Genomic DNA, 16,774 nt, shown 5'->3' on the forward strand with positions numbered 1-16,774 from the left:
AGCTACCGCTTTAAAAGAAGTTACTCAAAGGGATACGCACAAGTTTCCTTAGAAAAAATTGTAAAGCAATTGAAGTTGACTAGAGGGTCGTTGTACTACCATTTCAAAGGAAAAAAAGGTCTATTTCAGGCAGTAGTAGAAAACGTGCAAGAAAGTGTAGCAAGAGAAGTAGAAAAAGCAGCCATGCTAGAGTCTAATCCTTGGAAATCGCTTGTATCAGGGTCTAAGGCATTTATCAGAGTAATGTTGAGTGACGAAAATCAAAGAGTTTTGATAGTCGATGCACCAACCGCAATAGGCTTGAGACTTTGGGAAGAAATAGATGACACTTATTCCGGATCATATTTATATGATCATTTAAAAAGTATGTCTGCTATGGGTAAACTAACTAATCTTTCTGTTGAGGCGCTGACGTCCATGCTCTCTGGTGCAATGGATGAAGTTGTTATGTGGGTTGGAAAACGTGATAATAAAGAAACAGCAATAACTGAAGTTGGCGAAATTATCGAACAAATGATACTAGCGTTTAAAAGGGAGGTAGATTCATGTGGGAAAAAAATTAGTAAGCTATTATGATTTAAGTTATGCGACTGATATTGCAAATAAACTTAAATGTTCAGATAGTAAATTTGATGCAGAAATTTTTTTAGACTACTTAAATACAAATCTTGGAAGTGAAACCTTTCTTGCAAGACAAGATTTGTATGTAAATGCTTTTGAACTAGCACTTAATATTGAGTACAAAGATTATCTGGAATTGTTTAAATCCATTTGGGGTAGCGAACTTAAGAAAGAAACAGGTATGTTTACAGAGGGTTGGTGGCTTTGGCCAATAGGTCGCTTTGTTGAACGACATGCAAACGAAGACCCAATCGCTTCATATATTTTTATTAAAGAGTTTACAAAGAGACAGACGGGTGAATATGCTATAAGACCACTGCTGATACAACATACTGAATTAACTATGAAAACCATGTTAACATGGAGTACTGATCAAAACGTTCATGTAAGAAGATTAGCGAGTGAAGGGATAAGAATTCATTTACCATGGGCGCCAAAGACAGTAGCAGCACTCGACTATTTTGATATATACAAAACTATACTAACTAACCTCAAGAATGATACTTCAAAATTCATACAAAAAAGTGTAGGAAACAATTTAAATGATCTATACAAGGAAAATCAATCACTTGCAGATGAAATGATTAATTCTTGGAAAGAAGATGAACTTACAGCTGCTACTAAATGGATTATAAAACATGGACAAAGGCGATTGTAAGCAATCTAATTTGTTACAATAAAGAATATGGCTAAGTGGCTATAAAGAAATAAATTCAATAAAAAAGATTTTTGTATTTTGGTAAAAAACATCCTCTTATGAAATTGATATTCTTAAATTTTTAAAAGACTATGTTTTAGGAAAAAGCATAAAGAGATTCAGGCGCCTAGAGGTCGAAAAAGGGCGTTTTCTTAACTTTCTTCAAAAGGTTTCCCTATCAACGTTTGTAGGACACTTTTAAGGTGTTTTTTTGCCTGTCTTTTGTTTCTATGTTCACGACGAACCTTTTCAGACTAAAGGCGAAAAAAGGATCAGAGAGGACAGACGGTTTTTAGCCTCGCAGAAGACCACACTTTATGACGTAAAGTATAGAGGGTTGTACTTTACATCGAAGTTAGGCCGATATGAGACTTAAACCAGCAAGTGAAGACTGTCTTGAAAGATGGTCGCTTAGCGCTTACCAATAATTTAGCAGAGCGAGGTATAAAATCTCTCGTAATGGGAAGAAAAAATTGGCTTTTTGCGGCAACTACTGGAGGCGCACGTTCAAACGCTGCTATCTTAAGTATTCAAGAAACAGCAAAAGCAAACGGCTTGAATCCACGTAATTATTTTGAATACCTTCTAACACACCGACCAAATCAAAAAAATACACCCTTGGAGGCCTATTTACCATGGGCTCCAGAGGTGTAAGAAGAGTGTCGTTAAATAAAATAGATTTACTAATCCCGAGGATACTTCTAAGTATAGAGGTGTCTTTTTTAAAATTCTAGGTATCTTTCTATTGAGCGCTTACTTATAACAAGTGAAAAAGGAGAGGTAATCTATGTCGATTGTAAACCCTAGCCAAGCTAAAAAGTTTTTTATCAATTACTAAAAGACGTCAACAAAACCAATGAACCTATTTATATCTCAGGTAAAAATGAAGATAGCGAAGCTGTTATGGTTAGCAAAAAAGACTGGGATGCTATGGATGCTATTCAAGAAACTTTATACCTTCAATCTTCTGGATGAGCTGATGTGATCCAGCAGCGTAAACAAGAGAATGAGTTTATTTCATTGGGGGATATCGATTGGGATACTCTACAAAATGAGCAAGATCCGCTACGAAAGATCTAAAAAATTTAAAATCTGCTCTTTTAGATAAAAAATTCAAATAATTAATGGTTGTCTTACAAAAGAATTCTTTTCAAAACCATCCTCCGTATGAGAAATTTAAAAGATAAAGACTCGAGACGCTTAAATATTCAGCATCGAATTGTTTACGCTGTAGATAATGATGCAAAAGAAATCATTATCTGGTCAGCTTGGACACACTATGAAAGATAGAAAATTACTTTGAAAAAGGTGAGATTCTATCTTTTTATACTACAATAAGAAAACAAAAAAGAACCTTGTCATAAGGTTCCAAATACAAGATTCTATAGAATTTCATGTATTACAAATTGGGAAAAATCTTTAGTCATTTTTTCTATTTCTACCTGACCATTTTCTTTGAGTTTATCGTATCGGTTGAAGTCATTATTAAAAGCAACTACATCTGAATCAAGTGTATTTTCATCATAAGTCATCCTTTCGCTATTCTCTACCTGAAAGACATCAGCATAAAAATCCATTCCCTGGTAAACGTTTATATTAACTGACATAGCGGTTACTTCAGACATTCCTCTCACTCCCTTAACATGGATGTTTATTTGTATTCTTGGTCTCTTCCTACCATAAGTCTTCTTTGATAGCATCATCGGGTTAATTTAACTATTTGACCAGTAAAATGTTGACAGACCAGTTTTCTTTTTCAAGTTTTTTAATTTTGTTTTGAGAAATAAATTCGCTGCTTCCTTTACCTGGAAAAGCTTGATCTCCAAATTTCTCATATTCAGCAACCCAGCGATACAAAGTATTTTCATGAATATCAAGTGTGCATGATATAAAACGAATGGGTTGTCCTTCAATTAGAATTAAATCGACAGCTTGTCTTTTGAATTTTTTACTATAGGATTGTCGCTTCACAACAAGACCTCCAATTTTCTCTTAACTACGTGTCCACTTTAGTATAGCCTTTCCAATATACACACTATCTTTTCTGCCCAACTAAATGTAGCCTATCCAAAGATTTTCATTCAGATTTAGGGAAGAAATAGGAAAACATGAAGATAGATAATATATTAGAAGCATTTAATATAAAACGTTCCTTAAGTAGAAAAGAAAATTTCTGCGATAATACAGCAAGCGAAGCTATAAATAAGATTTTGAAGATAGCATCTATATATCAGAATAATTCTAAAAGAACTAGAATTGCAGCTAGCTGAATATAGTTACTAGTATAACTATATGAAGATTCATGGCTCTTTAGGATATATAACACCTATAGAATATAGAAATGTGATTCGTCTAAAAATGATAGCATAAATTATGTTTAAAAGATAAAAATTTGTTCGGCCATCATAAGTTAAGAATGTTATTTTTTATTCATATTATTACTCAGCATTTTTTATGATGCAAGCTGGTAGAACTCATATATGTACTTTTTCGGGAGATATGTTACAATGTATAAAATTGGAAAGAGGGGTATTATGGATAAAAAAAGAATTGTTATTTATACTATATTATTTTTAGCAACATTAGCAATAGCAACACAAGGATTTACTAATATCGGTTTGGATGGACTAATTGTTCCCTTAATTTTTACCTTTGTTTATTTTACGATAATCTTTATTATAGCAACAGTGATTAAGAACAATTCAATCGTCGATATTGGTTGGGGCATGGGTTTTGTTGTTGGAAGTTGGCTTACATTGATTGTGACTGAAAATCCCACGGTTTTATCATATGTTATTGTTGGCTTTATTAGTGTGTGGGGTCTTAGGTTATCATTACGTTTACTAAAAAGAAATTATGGGAAACCCGAAGATTTCAGATATGCACAGTGGCGTAAAGAGTGGGGTGATAAAGTAGTTGTCATTGCCTTTTTTAGAGTGTTTATGGTTCAAGGTATTATTAACTTTATCGTTGGGTCTGCAAGCTATTCAGTAATAAAATACAATGAATTTAATTTTAATTCAGCTTACCAGTATTTCGTTTACGTGGCATTATTTATTTCGCTAGTAGGACTATTCTTTGAAGTAGTTGGTGATGAACAATTAAGACAACACATTAATAAAGGATCACATACACTGCTACAATCAGGATTATGGTCAATCACACGTCATCCAAACTATTTTGGAGAGATTTTAATTTGGATTGGATTATATGCCAGTGGTATTACGTTGTTCTTTGCTGGTTCTGTAAGCCCAATTTATTATCTGTTTTTAATTATCTCACCTATTTTGATGACTACCGTATTAATCAAAGTATCAACTCCATTACTAGAGAAAAATATGGAGAAATATGATGCATGGGAAGAATATACAAAAAAAGTTCCAATGATTTTTCCTTGGGCTAAAAAATAATGTAGAATAGTTCATTGTTAAAAATACTTTATTAAATAAAATTCAAAAAGCTGTGTGTGAGGAATGAGTTATTTTATTCCTTACACACAGCTTTTTATAGTGAGCAATTTTTTGTGTTAAGAATAGGCTAACTAACTATTTTTTAAACTTATTCATTTGTCTCTTAACAAGATTAAAAAGAAATAATATCAATCCGCTAAATATAAATAAATAGCCTAAGGGAATAAGAAAAAAGAAGGGTTCATGTAAAAAACCGTTACTATCTATTTCTGATTTTGAGAATCCCTTTATTACAAATAATATCCCTCCAATAAGCATTAATAAAAAACTGATCATATTAAATCGAGTTTTCTTTACTTCAGTTCCATCTTTTACTAACTTGTCTGTCATTGTATCATCTCCTAAAATAAGTTGATTAAGGGGGGCATAGAATAGTTTAGCAACCGTAACAGCCATTTCTAAATCAGAAAAATTTCGACTGTTTTTCCAACTAGATATAGTTTGTCGAGAAACAGTTAATTTTTGGGCTAAGGGTTCTTGTGTTAATTGATTATCTGTTCGAATGTTCTTTATTTAATCATTAAATCCCAATACTTTTCGTTAAAATAGTGATTATTATAAGAAAGAATAAAAGAATAAAAGAATAAAAGTAAAAAACATCCTGATAAAAAATATACTTCCTAAATATTTATTGTACTTAAAGTTAATAATAAATATCGTACTTACAATTATAGCCGTAAATAAAAGATATGAGGGAATAAATATTTTCAGAAGATTTATATATTAACGACCAATAGGTTACATCGATGGTTTAAAACATTATTTTTCCATGTCTGATTTTCTAAGAAAATAATAACCTAAGATTAATAAAATATAGCCTATAACTATTTCTTGAGTGACTAATTCAACTATAGCTCCACTAAAAGTAAGAGCAGAAAAAAATTTAAAAAGGACAGACTTATTCAACTACATACCTCTCATTCTGATAGTTATCTTAGTATCTTTAAAAATATCAACAAGATAAAGAAACGTAATGGTTTATACAACAACATATACTACTAAAGATAAGAATTAGTAGTTTATAATTTCAATTTCATACCTGTTTAAAAGAAACTTGGAACTCAAACGTAAAAATGAAGTAAATAAAGATTAGTTAGAATAATATCATGAAATTTAGATTGTTGACTATCTTCTACTGAGACTTGATTTCGGATATTGCAACAATTTTTGTTTCTTCAAAAGTGACAATTACATAAATCTTGTTATTTTCATTATTGAGAATATGCCCATCTAGCAACATTCTTTTAGGTCCTAATTCTCCAATAATTCCTACTTCATTAATAATTACATCGACATCTTTATTTTCTTTAAAATAGTTTATTGCTTCTTTTTTTGTATTTTCTTCTGATTTAGGTAATTCTTCTTTACTAAGCAGATTCGTATAGGTAGTTGAAATATAGAGTACGAATGAAAAAGCAATAAATATTAAAACACCTCTAATGGAAACTAAATTTTTTTCATTATAGTGTCTCCTTTAGTAGATAGCTAAAATGAGTTTTTTTTATATTCCAAAATATCACCCGGTTGACAGTCTAAAACTTCACATATTTTTTCTAAAGTTGAAAACTTAGCAGCTTTTGCTTTTCCATTTTTTAAAATAGAGATATTTGCTATTGTAATTCCAACTTTCTCAGCTAATTCTGTCACACTCATTTTTCTTTTAGCTAACATTACATCTATGTTTACTATGATGGCCATCATTTAACACCTCAAATCGTTAAGTCGTTATCTTGTTTTATTTCACTAGCATTTCTAACTAAATGAGAAAGCATGGAAGTGAATACAGAAATAATTACTGAGAAAAATAAAATTATGACTAAGATGATTAAACTATTGATGGAATAAGTTTCAAATTTAAAAATAAAAAAAAGTGCACTAGTATATAAAATACCTTCAATCATTGATAAAAAACTTATTATCTTTAATCGTTCTGCATTTTTAGCGGTAAAAGCTTGATCAAAGCTAATATCTGTACATATAGACCAACCTAAAAATAGAGCGATAAAAAAAGGAACAGTCGTAACCCAAATGAATGCAACAAATGGAGTATAAAGTGTTTTAAGGTTTGCTGAACTTTGCATAAGAACTTTTCCAGTTTCAAGGCCAATATAAATATTAAAAAAAAGGACGAATAATCCACAAAAAATAATGATTAATTTTAACCATACTGATAGTTCTTTCTGCCTCATAAAAAATCCTCCTTAACTAATTAATAATAGATTAATTCAAAAAAAATGAAATGTCAATAAATATTTATTGTTTTACGATAAATATTTATTGTTATTTCATTTTTTTCGTAAATAATGTTAAAAAAATTATCTACTTATTAAATGAACTGAATAAGAATGGAGCGCTAATAAACTATTCAAGAAATAAATGTGCTTAACTAAAAAATCTTGAATTAACAAGGTTTTTGATACACTATATTTTTTACAACGACTAAAAAATAGTCAAATGGTTGTATCCACTTCTATAGATTCTTTGATGTTATCAAGATGAATCGGATAAAAGGATCTGATAATCCAACAAAATACCAAGAGTGAGGTGAAAAATTCAAAATATATACATGTATATTGATAAAAATAGTAGTAAAAAAGCAAGTTTTTTCCCGGGAATATCAATACTCTATTTTTGATATTACTCTTAAGATAGATTATAATAGGTTAAAGAAAAGAAAATCTGTCACATACTCGTTTCTAAATTGACCCACTGAGATTGGATTCTCAAACTGTATAAAAAACCAGCAATGTTTATATACACTATTCAACTCAAAGAGAGGGTGATTTTATGAATGATTTTGTTATACAAATCCATTGGTTTTATGTCATGGTAATGCTCGTAGGGGCTCTTTATTTTTATAGTCAAAGTAGAAATCCTAAAGGTGTTCCAAAATACGAATACATGATTGCAATTTTCATACCAGTATGGTCAGCACTAGCTTATTTTTCTATTGCTATAGGACAAGGATCTTTAGAGACGTCTGAAAGAACGGTCTATTTTGCAAGGTATTTAGATTGGGTATTTACAACACCCCTACTACTTGTAGCGTTGGCGCTTACAGCAATGTACTACACAAAAAAGAATATTTCTATTATCTTGTCTCTTGTATTTTTGGATGTAATCATGATAGTTTCTGGGCTGATAGCAAGTTTTTCAGAGAACGCTGTGAAATATATCTGGTATTCTATTGGAGTAGCCGCTTTAATCATCATTTTTTATATTGTGTGGGTACCTTTAATGAATATTGCAAAGGAAAGTGATTTAAAGCTCTACAATCACTATAAAAACGCAGCATTGTATTTATCTCTTTTCTGGATTGGCTATCCAACAGTGTGGTTACTTGGTCCCTCTGGGTTAGGGATAGTATCAGAATTTATAGATATTCTAGCTTTTATACTTTTACCTATTTTTTCTAAAGTGGGTTTCAGTGTCTTAGATCTCAAAGGTCTACGAAATCTTAAACAACAAAATAGTAAATAAAAATAAAAAAATAATGACACAATACTAAACAAAAAAACGAGTTAAAGAAGGGAACTTATTCTTTAGCTCGTTTTTATGGCGTGGATTGTAAGATTAAGCTATACAAATAAAAAAGCCATTCGTGATACACTCTAATTGTATTTCCAACCATAGAAAACAAGGAGTGATCACAAATGACCTATACCCATATTACCATGGATGAACTAGTGATGATAGAAGCTTATTACCATCGAGGTATTCCAGTTGCTAAAATAGCTGCTTACTTGAATCGTACTCGAACACCGATTAATAATGTTATCAGGTTCTTCAGAGCAGGACATACAGCTTTTGAGTATTACCTACGGTATAAGAAAAACAAGAAGCAGTGTGGACGCGAAAAAGTCGTTTTACCAGAAGAACAACATCTTTATATCAAGGAAAAAGTAGCTGAAGGCTGGACGCCTGATGTCATTATTGGCCGTAAAGAAATGACAATAGACTGTTCCGTACGAACACTTTATAGACAATTTAAAGAAAAAACATTCGATGAAGCTACCCTTCCAATGAAAGGGAAAAGAAAGCCTAACGGACATCAAGAACGTAGAGGTAGACAAGCTTATAAACGAAATATCTCTGAAAGAATAATAGATTATCCAACATTTAAAGAAGAATTTGGTCCTATCGAAGGAGATACCATCGTAGGTGTCCGCCACAAAAGTGCGGTCATTACTCTAGTAGAGATTTTATCGAAAGCTATCATTACCTTAAAGCCCAAAGGGCGTAAAGCCTGCGACATTGAGAGTGCTATGAATCAATGGTTCCAATCCATACCAAAAAAATTATTCAAATCAATTACTTTTGATTGCGGTAAGGAGTTCTCCAACTGGAAATCTTTGTGCAACCAGCATGATGTCGCTATCTACTTCGCTGACCCTGGAACGCCTTCACAACGAGCTTTAAACGAGAATTCTAATGGGCTTCTTCGAAAAGATGGATTGCCAAAAGAAATGGATTTCAACGAAGTTGATCAGGCTTTCGTATCGTCTGTTGCACACAAACGGAATATAATTCCAAGAAAGTCATTAAATTACCAAACACCGCTGGAAGTTTTTATGAGTTACATGGATGAAGATATTTTGTATAGCTTAATTTGACAAATCAGAATTTTAAAATATTTAATCTATTAGAAGTACTTTATTTGAAAGTTAAACTAACTTATTATATTCTATTACAATTTTCTTAATCAAATTATTATCTTTTAATTTTGTTACTTCTTCGATTACTTTCTCAATAGGTTTCTTTGCTAATAAATTAGCTAAATTGCAACTTTCTTCATCTTTATCGTCATGGTAAATTAATATTTTAGCTACTGTGTTAACCAAATAATCAATAGAAAGGTTTCTTTCATGTGCTTCTCTAATCGGACGAATAAATCGTTCATCATAGCCTAATTTTCTCATCGGTGTTCTTGCCACACGTGTAATATCATCTGAAATATATGGGTTCATAAAGCGAGACAATATTTTTTTAATATAAGCTTGGTGCTCAATTGCATCAAAACCCCATTTTTCAATCATCAATGCGCCTGTTTCACCTAATACTTGTTTGACTTGCTCTTTTACGGTCTCATCTTTTAAAGCACCATCTATCGTTGTGTGACCAGCGTACTTGCCAGTATAGGCTGTTGTTGCATGTCCTGTATTTACGGTAAATAATTTTCTTTCAATATAAGGTTCTAGTTCTTTTGCATAGTGAGCACCATCTAGTTTTAACTCTTTGTTTTTTAATACTTGCTCATCAATTACCCATTCTTTATAAGGTTCAACAGAAACAAAAAGTTTATCTTCATGTGTTTGAAGAGGAACTATACGATCGACAGCTGCATTAGGAAAACCAATATATGAATCAACATAATTGATATCTTCATCGGATAGATGTTTGATTACTTCATTTTTAAGGAAGTCACTTCCGCCAATCATATTTTCACAGGCTATCACATCTATCTTTTGAGTGGAATTAATTTCTTTCCGTTTTTGAATTCCCTTAGCTATTAATGGCGCAATAAATGGCAAAATATTTGGACCAATAGCTGTTGTAATGATTGATGCTTCTTTAAAAGCTTCTACTACTAATTCTGGATGCGTTCCATTATTAATACCTGAGACGTTTTTAACAAGAATTTGCTTTTTATTCTCTTCAGCTAATTCTATTGTATATTCTTTATATTGGTTCAATGCATTAATAATTTCTGCATTAACATCTACAAACGTAATGTCAAATCCATTTTCATACAAAACTTCTCCAATAAATCCTCTACCGATATTTCCTCCACCAAAATGAATAGCTCGCATATTATTCAACTCCTTTTAATGCTGTTAAGATTTCATCTTCTGTTGATGCATCTGCTAGTTTGACTACATTTTCTATTTCTGAACAGTAAATAGCTATATTTGAAAGAATCTCTAAATGTTCATCTCCTATACCAGCAATCCCAAAAACAACAGTTACTATTTTTTCGTCTTCTATTGTTCCAAAGTTTACTCCACCTGGAATTTGAACAACTGATAGACCTGATTTATTAATCATATCTTTTGAATTTTCAGTTCCATGTGGAATAGCAATAAAGTTACCCATATAAGTTGTTAAGTTTTCTTCACGTTGTAGCATTTCTTGGATGTAGCCTTCTTTAACATATCCAGCATCAACTAAAACTTTACCTGCTTTGCGAATAGCCTCTTGTTTACTTGAAGCAGTTTGGTTTATTAAAATATTTTCTTTTTTTAAAATTTCCACTTTTTTCTCCTCTTTCTTATAGCATTATTTTTTGTATTTCTCTAAGAATAAAATATTTAAATAATTGGTAATCATTTTTTTAGAGCCTGTATTAAATAGTTCTAAATTTAAATTACTTTCAACAATAGTAGAACTAATTAAACCAAGTATTTCTTGTTCAATTTCACTTAATGGATCTGGGCCTATCATCATCAATACTCTTTTCATTTCAATCGTTTTTTTATCAATTGAATCCATTACAAAAGAATTTGGACTATCATAAATAGCAAAGTATGGAACCGATATTCCTTTATCGATACAATGAAATAAAGCTAGATTTGTCTCAGGTAAACCGATAGGCGCTATATTCATACGTTCTATTAATTTTGATTTAACTTTTTCTGGATTTAAAAGAATTCCTTTACTTTCTAAATCAAAACAAATAGAAGATAATAACTCATTAATAGAGTCATAATGTTGCCACTCCTTTAGGTCAAATCTTTCTAACAACTGATTTACTATTACTATTTTTTCATAGAATTTATTGAATTCATGATCATTTAATGATGTGACTACTAAGTTTTTAACAGGATTTTTTTCTAGTTGTTTAATAGATTGTCTTATACTCCTAATTTCATCATCCATAAGTAACGGTGTAATAACTTTATATTCTGTTTCAAATCCTTTTAAGAAAATCGTAGACAATATTAAATCGTAGTCTCCTAATTTCAATTCTTCTAATTGAGAGATTCGAGCAGTGGTAATATCCGAAATTTCTGAAATATTCTTTTTCAATCGATTTTGTAGTATTTTTGCCATACCAATTCCACTAGAACAAATCACAAGAACGGATACATCTCTTCTAGATATTAATTTCTCATACGTAGATGCAAAATGAATGACTACATAGATAATTTCTTCAGGCAAAAAATCAATTCCTAAAAATATTTTTTTGAGATTTTTCTCAACTACAAGAGATAGTTGGTTGTACTGTGCATGAACTTTTTGTAATAGAGAACTTACGTTACTAGGCATTGGAGAAACTGATCGTCTTACTGCAGCAGAGATATGAGTCAATAAGTCCATATACAGGGTTTCATCTTGATTAAAATCCCATCCCATTTGTTTAGAAACACTACTAATTAGTTCATTGACCTTAAAACTTAAATTAGCATCATAGTCTTCAGAAAAAAATTCTTTTCGAATATGAACATTTAAACCTTCTAATTGTATAGCTAAGAAATAAATTTCTTCCAATTTTAGTTTTAGGTGTTCTTGTTTCTGTATCAGACGAAAAATTTCTTTAGAACTATTTAAACTTATCGGATCTTCAACTGTCTCTAGTAAAGCATCTACTTTTTCTAATTCTTTACTTTGTTTAATGCGCATAATAGAGAATGTTAACAATATAATTAACTTTTGAAACTGAGTATCTGTTACTCGTTTGAAAAACTCTTGGTTGAATTCTTTCAATACGCTATAAACATTTCCTAACACCTGTTTATCTAATAAGTTTAAAAATGGGTTTTCTCTTTCCGTCCACAAACTATCATCTTTTACTTTTGATAGACTTTCTAATACCTTAGTAAAATCGTATTCATTAATTTCGCTACTAATTAGCCCGCTAACGATTAGTCTAAGATTTCTTTCTTTTGCTATAGCCATAATCCCTTTTGCTTTTTTCCTTTGAATTTTAATCTTAAAATCTTTAAAAATATCTTCGATTGACAATAAATCTGATTGAATAGTTCCGATACTTACCTGAAAATCGATAGCTAGAGCTTCCATTTTTACTTCTTCTTCACTTAATAGTAGTTGAATGACTAATAGACTTTGGCGTTGTTGAACGGTTAATTCTTTTGATGATAAGTATAAGTCTTTTTGTAAATCTTGAAATGCAATAGCATGTCCAATCAATCGATAGCCTTTGTCCGGTTCCCGAACTAATTTGATTTGATAAGTAGCTAATAGGCTTTCTAAACTTGATACTTCTCGATAAATTGTACGATTACTAACATGAAGTGTTTCTGTTAAAAAGTCTAAAGTTACGCCATTTTTTTGTTCCAAAAGGAGTTCAATAATTTTTTTTTCTCTCTTAGAAATATTAATAGGTTATTTCCTCCTTTCAAATGAATAAAAATGAGTAAAAACAGTAGAAACACTCTACTGTTTTTACTATTATTCTTTATTCTTTATTCTTTATTCTTTTTTAAATTATTAATTATCTCATCATATTTAGGACTATTTAAAAAATTGCTTACTGATACTTGTACAGCTTGAGGTGTCTTTTGTTTTGCACGTGTGGTTAATTCTTCTTGTGTAATAACCAATAACCCCTCTTCATCTTTTAAATTATTGATAGCAGAATTCGTGACTGAAATATCTAAACCTGCGTCTTTCACTTTTTTCCTTAAGATCGATGCTCCCATTGCACTAGATCCCATACCAGCGTCACAAGCAAAAATTATTCTTTTAACTTCGACTTCTTGTACTTGATTTACACCATCTAATTTAGGGCTTGGATTGTTTGTTGAAGATGAAACTACGCTTGAGCCTTTTGACTCAGCTTTCATTTCTTTCATTTCTTTTTGTTTTACTTCAAGAGCTTCTTCATCTGTAGATTTATCTGATTTTAAAATAATCATTGCCACTAAGAATGAAACAGCTGCTGCAACTAAAACCCCTAAGATAACTCCTAAATAGCCACCTTTAGGTACTAATGCTAAAATTGCAATGATTGAACCAGGAGAAGCTGCGGCAACTAACCCTGAATTCATAATTACGTTCGTTAATGTTCCTGCTACCCCACCAGCAATAACTGATAAAAATAGAATTGGTTTCATTAAAACATATGGGAAATATATTTCATGTATCCCACCGATAAATTGAATTAATATAGCACCAGGTGCAGATGCTTTAGCAGCGCCTTTTCCAAATAATGAATAAGCTAATAGTAGTCCTAAACCAGGTCCTGGGTTAGCTTCTAACAAGAAGAGAATAGATTTTCCTGCTTCTGCAGCTTGTTCAATACCTAGTGGAGTTAAAATCCCGTGGTTAATTGCATTATTCAGGAATAATATTTTAGCTGGTTCAATGAATACGTTCGCTAAAGGTAAGAATCCTGCATCAACAATCCATGCCACACCATTTCCCATTGCTTGTGTAAGTATTGTTACGAATGGTCCTACTCCATAGAAAGCAGCAATTGCTAATAAAAACCCGATAATTCCACTTGAGAAGTTGTTAACCAACATTTCAAGTCCAGCTTTTATTTTGTCTTTAAACATATCGTCAAATTTTTTGATACAATAAGCTCCTAATGGACCTAACGCCATTGCTCCGATAAACATTGGTACTTCTGAACCAACAATAACACCTAGTGTTGCAACAGAACCTACAACTGCACCACGTTGTCCATAAACAGTGCTACCACCTGTATAGGCAATCAATAATGGTAATAGATAGGTTAACATTGGTCCAACCATTGTCGCTAAATCTGCATTAGGTAACCACCCATCCTCAATAAATAGAGCTGTTATAATTCCCCAAGCAATAAATGCTCCAATATTTGGCATAACCATTCCACTTAAATAGCTACCCATTCTTTGGATAAATGCCTTAGTTCCTTTTTTTCCATTACTAGTCTGTTCCAATATATTTCCTCCTCAAAAAATTATTTTTATTAGTGCTGTATATCTCTATAAATAACCTTAACTTGTTATGAATACGATTACAATATTTAGTACAGGCATTTTTGGCAGACTTACTAGTGACAGAAGCTAATTTAATGAAATTTTACCCTATCAAATTTGTTGAAAAGGAAGTACCATAAATATAGATAATTTACTTGCTGCATCTTTATCAATGATAACTGTTACATCATTGTGCTTTTGTAGAACACTAGCTGGTACATCTTTTGTTACAGAACCCTCAATCATATTCTTTATAGCATCTGATTTTTCTAAACCGTAAGCTATCAAAACAATTTTTTTACTTTTCATAATAGATCCAATTCCCATTGATAATGCTTGTGAAGGTACTTCTTCTATATTATCAAAATACTTTTTATTAGCATTTATAGTTGATTCTGTTAAATCAACAACTTGAGTTTCTACATCAAAGTTAGTACCTGGTTCATTGAATCCTATATGGCCATTTTGTCCTATACCTAATATTTGAATATCTATAGGATTTTTAGCTATAATCTCATTGTATTTTTCACATTCTTTATCTAAATCGCTTGCTTTACCATCTGGTAAATAATTTTCTTTAAAAGGTTTTGTATCGAATAATCTATCGTTCATAAAGTATGAATAACTTTGCTTGTCTTCTTTGCCTAATCCAACATATTCATCCAAGTTTACTGAAATTGAATTTGTAAAATCTACATTACTTTTGTTTAATTCTTGATATAATGTTTCTGGCGTACTACCTGTAGCAAGACCAAAAACTTTCGCTCCATCTTTAAGCCCCTGTTCTAGTATCTCAAAAGCTTTTTTTCCACCTTCACTATCATTAACTTAAATTCTTTATTATATTTAGCCATAAAAAACACACCCCAAATAGTTAGATTTTTCCTCTAACTTTTGGGGTGCAGTACAATAGAGCTTAGATACAATTTTTTTATTTCGTGGATTGTAAGATTAAGCTATACAAATAAAAAAGCCATTCGTGATACACTCTAATTGTATTTCCAACCATAGAAAACAAGGAGTGATCACAAATGACCTATACCCATATTACCATGGATGAACTAGTGATGATAGAAGCTTATTACCATCAAGGTATTCCAGTTGCTAAAATAGCTGCTTACTTGAATCGTACTCGAACACCGATTAATAATGTTATCAGGTTCTTCAGAGCAGGACATACAGCTTTCGAGTATTACCTACGGTATAAGAAAAACAAGAAGCAGTGTGGACGCGAAAAAGTTGTTTTACCAGAAGAACAACATCTTTATATCAAGGAAAAAGTAGCTGAAGGCTGGACGCCTGATGTCATTATTGGCCGTAAAGAAATGACAATAGACTGTTCCGTACGAACACTTTATAGACAATTTAAAGAAAAAACATTCGATGAAGCTACCCTTCCAATGAAAGGGAAAAGAAAGCCTACCGGACATCAAGAACGTAGAGGTAGACAAGCTTATAAACGAAATATCTCTGAAAGAATAATAGATTATCCAACATTTAAAGAAGAATTTGGTCCTATCGAAGGAGATACCATTGTAGGTGTCCGCCACAAAAGTGCGGTCATTACTCTAGTAGAGATTTTATCGAAAGCTATCATTACCTTAAAGCCCAAAGGGCGTAAAGCCTGCGACATTGAGAGTGCTATGAATCAATGGTTCCAATCCATACCAAAAAAATTATTCAAATCAATTACTTTTGATTGCGGTAAGGAGTTCTCCAACTGGAAATCTTTGTGCAACCAGCATGATGTCGCTATCTACTTCGCTGACCCTGGAACGCCTTCACAACGAGCTTTAAACGAGAATTCTAATGGGCTTCTTCGAAAAGATGGATTGCCAAAAGAAATGGATTTCAACGAAGTTGATCAGGCTTTCGTATCGTCTGTTGCACACAAACGGAATATAATTCCAAGAAAGTCATTAAATTACCAAACACCGCTGGAAGTTTTTATGAGTTACATGGATGAAGATATTTTGTATAGCTTAATTTGACAAATCAGATGGTATAAAAGCATACCAAACAAAAATACTGTAAAACATGAAAAGGATAGAAAGGATATAGGC

18 protein-coding genes and 2 pseudogenes are annotated in these 16,774 nt (G+C 31.6%); 10 read left to right on the forward strand and 10 right to left on the reverse strand.

The genetic code is table 11. The annotated features are described in order from the left end of the window. Positions 1 to 39: 39 nt before the first annotated feature. The 6 genes and pseudogenes from BR44_RS12100 to BR44_RS11545 all read left to right on the forward strand — a co-directional run. Positions 40 to 123 (forward strand): annotated as a pseudogene (locus BR44_RS12100) (TetR/AcrR family transcriptional regulator); the annotation flags it as partial. A 60-nt stretch (positions 124 to 183) separates the two neighbouring features. After that, a complete protein-coding gene (locus tag BR44_RS08245; RefSeq protein ID WP_342668086.1) occupies positions 184 to 576 on the forward strand; it encodes a hypothetical protein in 393 nt (130 codons plus the stop codon). Then, positions 548 to 1,279, forward strand: coding sequence for a DNA alkylation repair protein (locus BR44_RS08250; protein WP_034551818.1), 732 nt, complete (start codon positions 548 to 550; stop codon positions 1,277 to 1,279). Before BR44_RS08245 ends, BR44_RS08250 begins: the two co-directional genes overlap by 29 nt. A gap of 423 nt (positions 1,280 to 1,702) precedes the next feature. Continuing rightward, complete coding sequence (locus BR44_RS08255) at positions 1,703 to 1,972, forward strand: IS66 family transposase (RefSeq protein WP_084676120.1); 270 nt, start codon at positions 1,703 to 1,705, stop codon at positions 1,970 to 1,972. A 180-nt stretch (positions 1,973 to 2,152) separates the two neighbouring features. Next, a pseudogene (locus BR44_RS12190) lies at positions 2,153 to 2,293 on the forward strand (type II toxin-antitoxin system Phd/YefM family antitoxin); the annotation flags it as partial. 192 nt (positions 2,294 to 2,485) lie between these two features. After that, a complete protein-coding gene (locus BR44_RS11545) occupies positions 2,486 to 2,608 on the forward strand; it encodes a type II toxin-antitoxin system RelE/ParE family toxin (protein WP_156954928.1) in 123 nt (40 codons plus the stop codon). A 92-nt stretch (positions 2,609 to 2,700) separates the two neighbouring features. Here the strand turns inward: BR44_RS11545 and BR44_RS08260 are convergent, their stop codons facing one another. Together BR44_RS08260 and BR44_RS08265 are read right to left on the reverse strand one after the other, a co-directional pair. Further along, the gene (locus BR44_RS08260; protein WP_034551820.1) at positions 2,701 to 2,943 is read right to left on the reverse strand and encodes a hypothetical protein; all 243 of its coding nucleotides are present in this window, start codon (positions 2,941 to 2,943) and stop codon (positions 2,701 to 2,703) included. A gap of 91 nt (positions 2,944 to 3,034) precedes the next feature. Then, entirely contained in the window at positions 3,035 to 3,289 is a 255-nt protein-coding gene (locus BR44_RS08265; RefSeq protein ID WP_034551822.1) for an IS3 family transposase, read from the reverse strand. A 563-nt stretch (positions 3,290 to 3,852) separates the two neighbouring features. Between BR44_RS08265 and BR44_RS08270 the strand changes: the two genes are divergently transcribed. Continuing rightward, positions 3,853 to 4,728 (forward strand): DUF1295 domain-containing protein, encoded by an 876-nt coding sequence (locus tag BR44_RS08270; RefSeq protein WP_051912627.1) that lies wholly within the window; start codon positions 3,853 to 3,855, stop codon positions 4,726 to 4,728. Positions 4,729 to 4,863: 135 nt separating this feature from the next. On the opposite strand, the gene BR44_RS08275 is transcribed toward BR44_RS08270, so the two are convergent. From BR44_RS08275 to BR44_RS08285, 3 genes are all read right to left on the reverse strand, one after another. Continuing rightward, entirely contained in the window at positions 4,864 to 5,301 is a 438-nt protein-coding gene (locus BR44_RS08275; protein WP_034551823.1) for a DUF3955 domain-containing protein, read from the reverse strand. Positions 5,302 to 6,273: 972 nt separating this feature from the next. Further along, the gene (locus tag BR44_RS08280) at positions 6,274 to 6,486 is read right to left on the reverse strand and encodes a helix-turn-helix domain-containing protein (protein ID WP_034553159.1); all 213 of its coding nucleotides are present in this window, start codon (positions 6,484 to 6,486) and stop codon (positions 6,274 to 6,276) included. Between the two features lie 11 nt (positions 6,487 to 6,497). Beyond that, positions 6,498 to 6,977, reverse strand: a complete 480-nt coding sequence (locus BR44_RS08285; RefSeq protein WP_034551824.1) for a DUF2975 domain-containing protein — start codon at positions 6,975 to 6,977, stop codon at positions 6,498 to 6,500. Between the two features lie 598 nt (positions 6,978 to 7,575). Between BR44_RS08285 and BR44_RS08290 the strand changes: the two genes are divergently transcribed. Together BR44_RS08290 and BR44_RS08295 are read left to right on the forward strand one after the other, a co-directional pair. After that, a complete protein-coding gene (locus BR44_RS08290) occupies positions 7,576 to 8,268 on the forward strand; it encodes a bacteriorhodopsin (RefSeq protein WP_034553162.1) in 693 nt (230 codons plus the stop codon). A 173-nt stretch (positions 8,269 to 8,441) separates the two neighbouring features. Then, positions 8,442 to 9,401: an IS30 family transposase gene (locus BR44_RS08295; RefSeq protein ID WP_034551825.1), complete on the forward strand. Its 960-nt coding sequence runs from the start codon at positions 8,442 to 8,444 to the stop codon at positions 9,399 to 9,401. Between the two features lie 51 nt (positions 9,402 to 9,452). Here the strand turns inward: BR44_RS08295 and BR44_RS08300 are convergent, their stop codons facing one another. From BR44_RS08300 to nagB, 5 genes are all read right to left on the reverse strand, one after another. Beyond that, entirely contained in the window at positions 9,453 to 10,598 is a 1,146-nt protein-coding gene (locus BR44_RS08300; protein WP_034551826.1) for a mannitol-1-phosphate 5-dehydrogenase, read from the reverse strand. A 1-nt stretch (position 10,599) separates the two neighbouring features. After that, positions 10,600 to 11,040 carry a PTS mannitol transporter subunit IIA gene (locus BR44_RS08305; RefSeq protein WP_034551827.1) on the reverse strand — a complete coding sequence of 147 codons (441 nt, stop codon included), beginning with the start codon at positions 11,038 to 11,040 and terminating at the stop codon, positions 10,600 to 10,602. A 24-nt stretch (positions 11,041 to 11,064) separates the two neighbouring features. Beyond that, positions 11,065 to 13,128: a PRD domain-containing protein gene (locus BR44_RS08310; protein WP_034551829.1), complete on the reverse strand. Its 2,064-nt coding sequence runs from the start codon at positions 13,126 to 13,128 to the stop codon at positions 11,065 to 11,067. A gap of 83 nt (positions 13,129 to 13,211) precedes the next feature. Beyond that, entirely contained in the window at positions 13,212 to 14,621 is a 1,410-nt protein-coding gene (locus BR44_RS08315) for a PTS mannitol transporter subunit IIBC (RefSeq protein WP_051912724.1), read from the reverse strand. A gap of 201 nt (positions 14,622 to 14,822) precedes the next feature. Continuing rightward, entirely contained in the window at positions 14,823 to 15,503 is a 681-nt protein-coding gene (gene nagB / locus BR44_RS08320; RefSeq protein ID WP_051912630.1) for a glucosamine-6-phosphate deaminase, read from the reverse strand. Between the two features lie 239 nt (positions 15,504 to 15,742). On the opposite strand from nagB, the gene BR44_RS08325 reads away from it, so the two are divergent. Beyond that, positions 15,743 to 16,702, forward strand: coding sequence for an IS30 family transposase (locus BR44_RS08325; RefSeq protein ID WP_034551831.1), 960 nt, complete (start codon positions 15,743 to 15,745; stop codon positions 16,700 to 16,702). The last annotated feature ends 72 nt before the right edge of the window (positions 16,703 to 16,774 follow it).

Source organism: Carnobacterium funditum DSM 5970, from assembly GCF_000744185.1.
Taxonomy (GTDB): domain Bacteria; phylum Bacillota; class Bacilli; order Lactobacillales; family Carnobacteriaceae; genus Carnobacterium_A; species Carnobacterium_A funditum.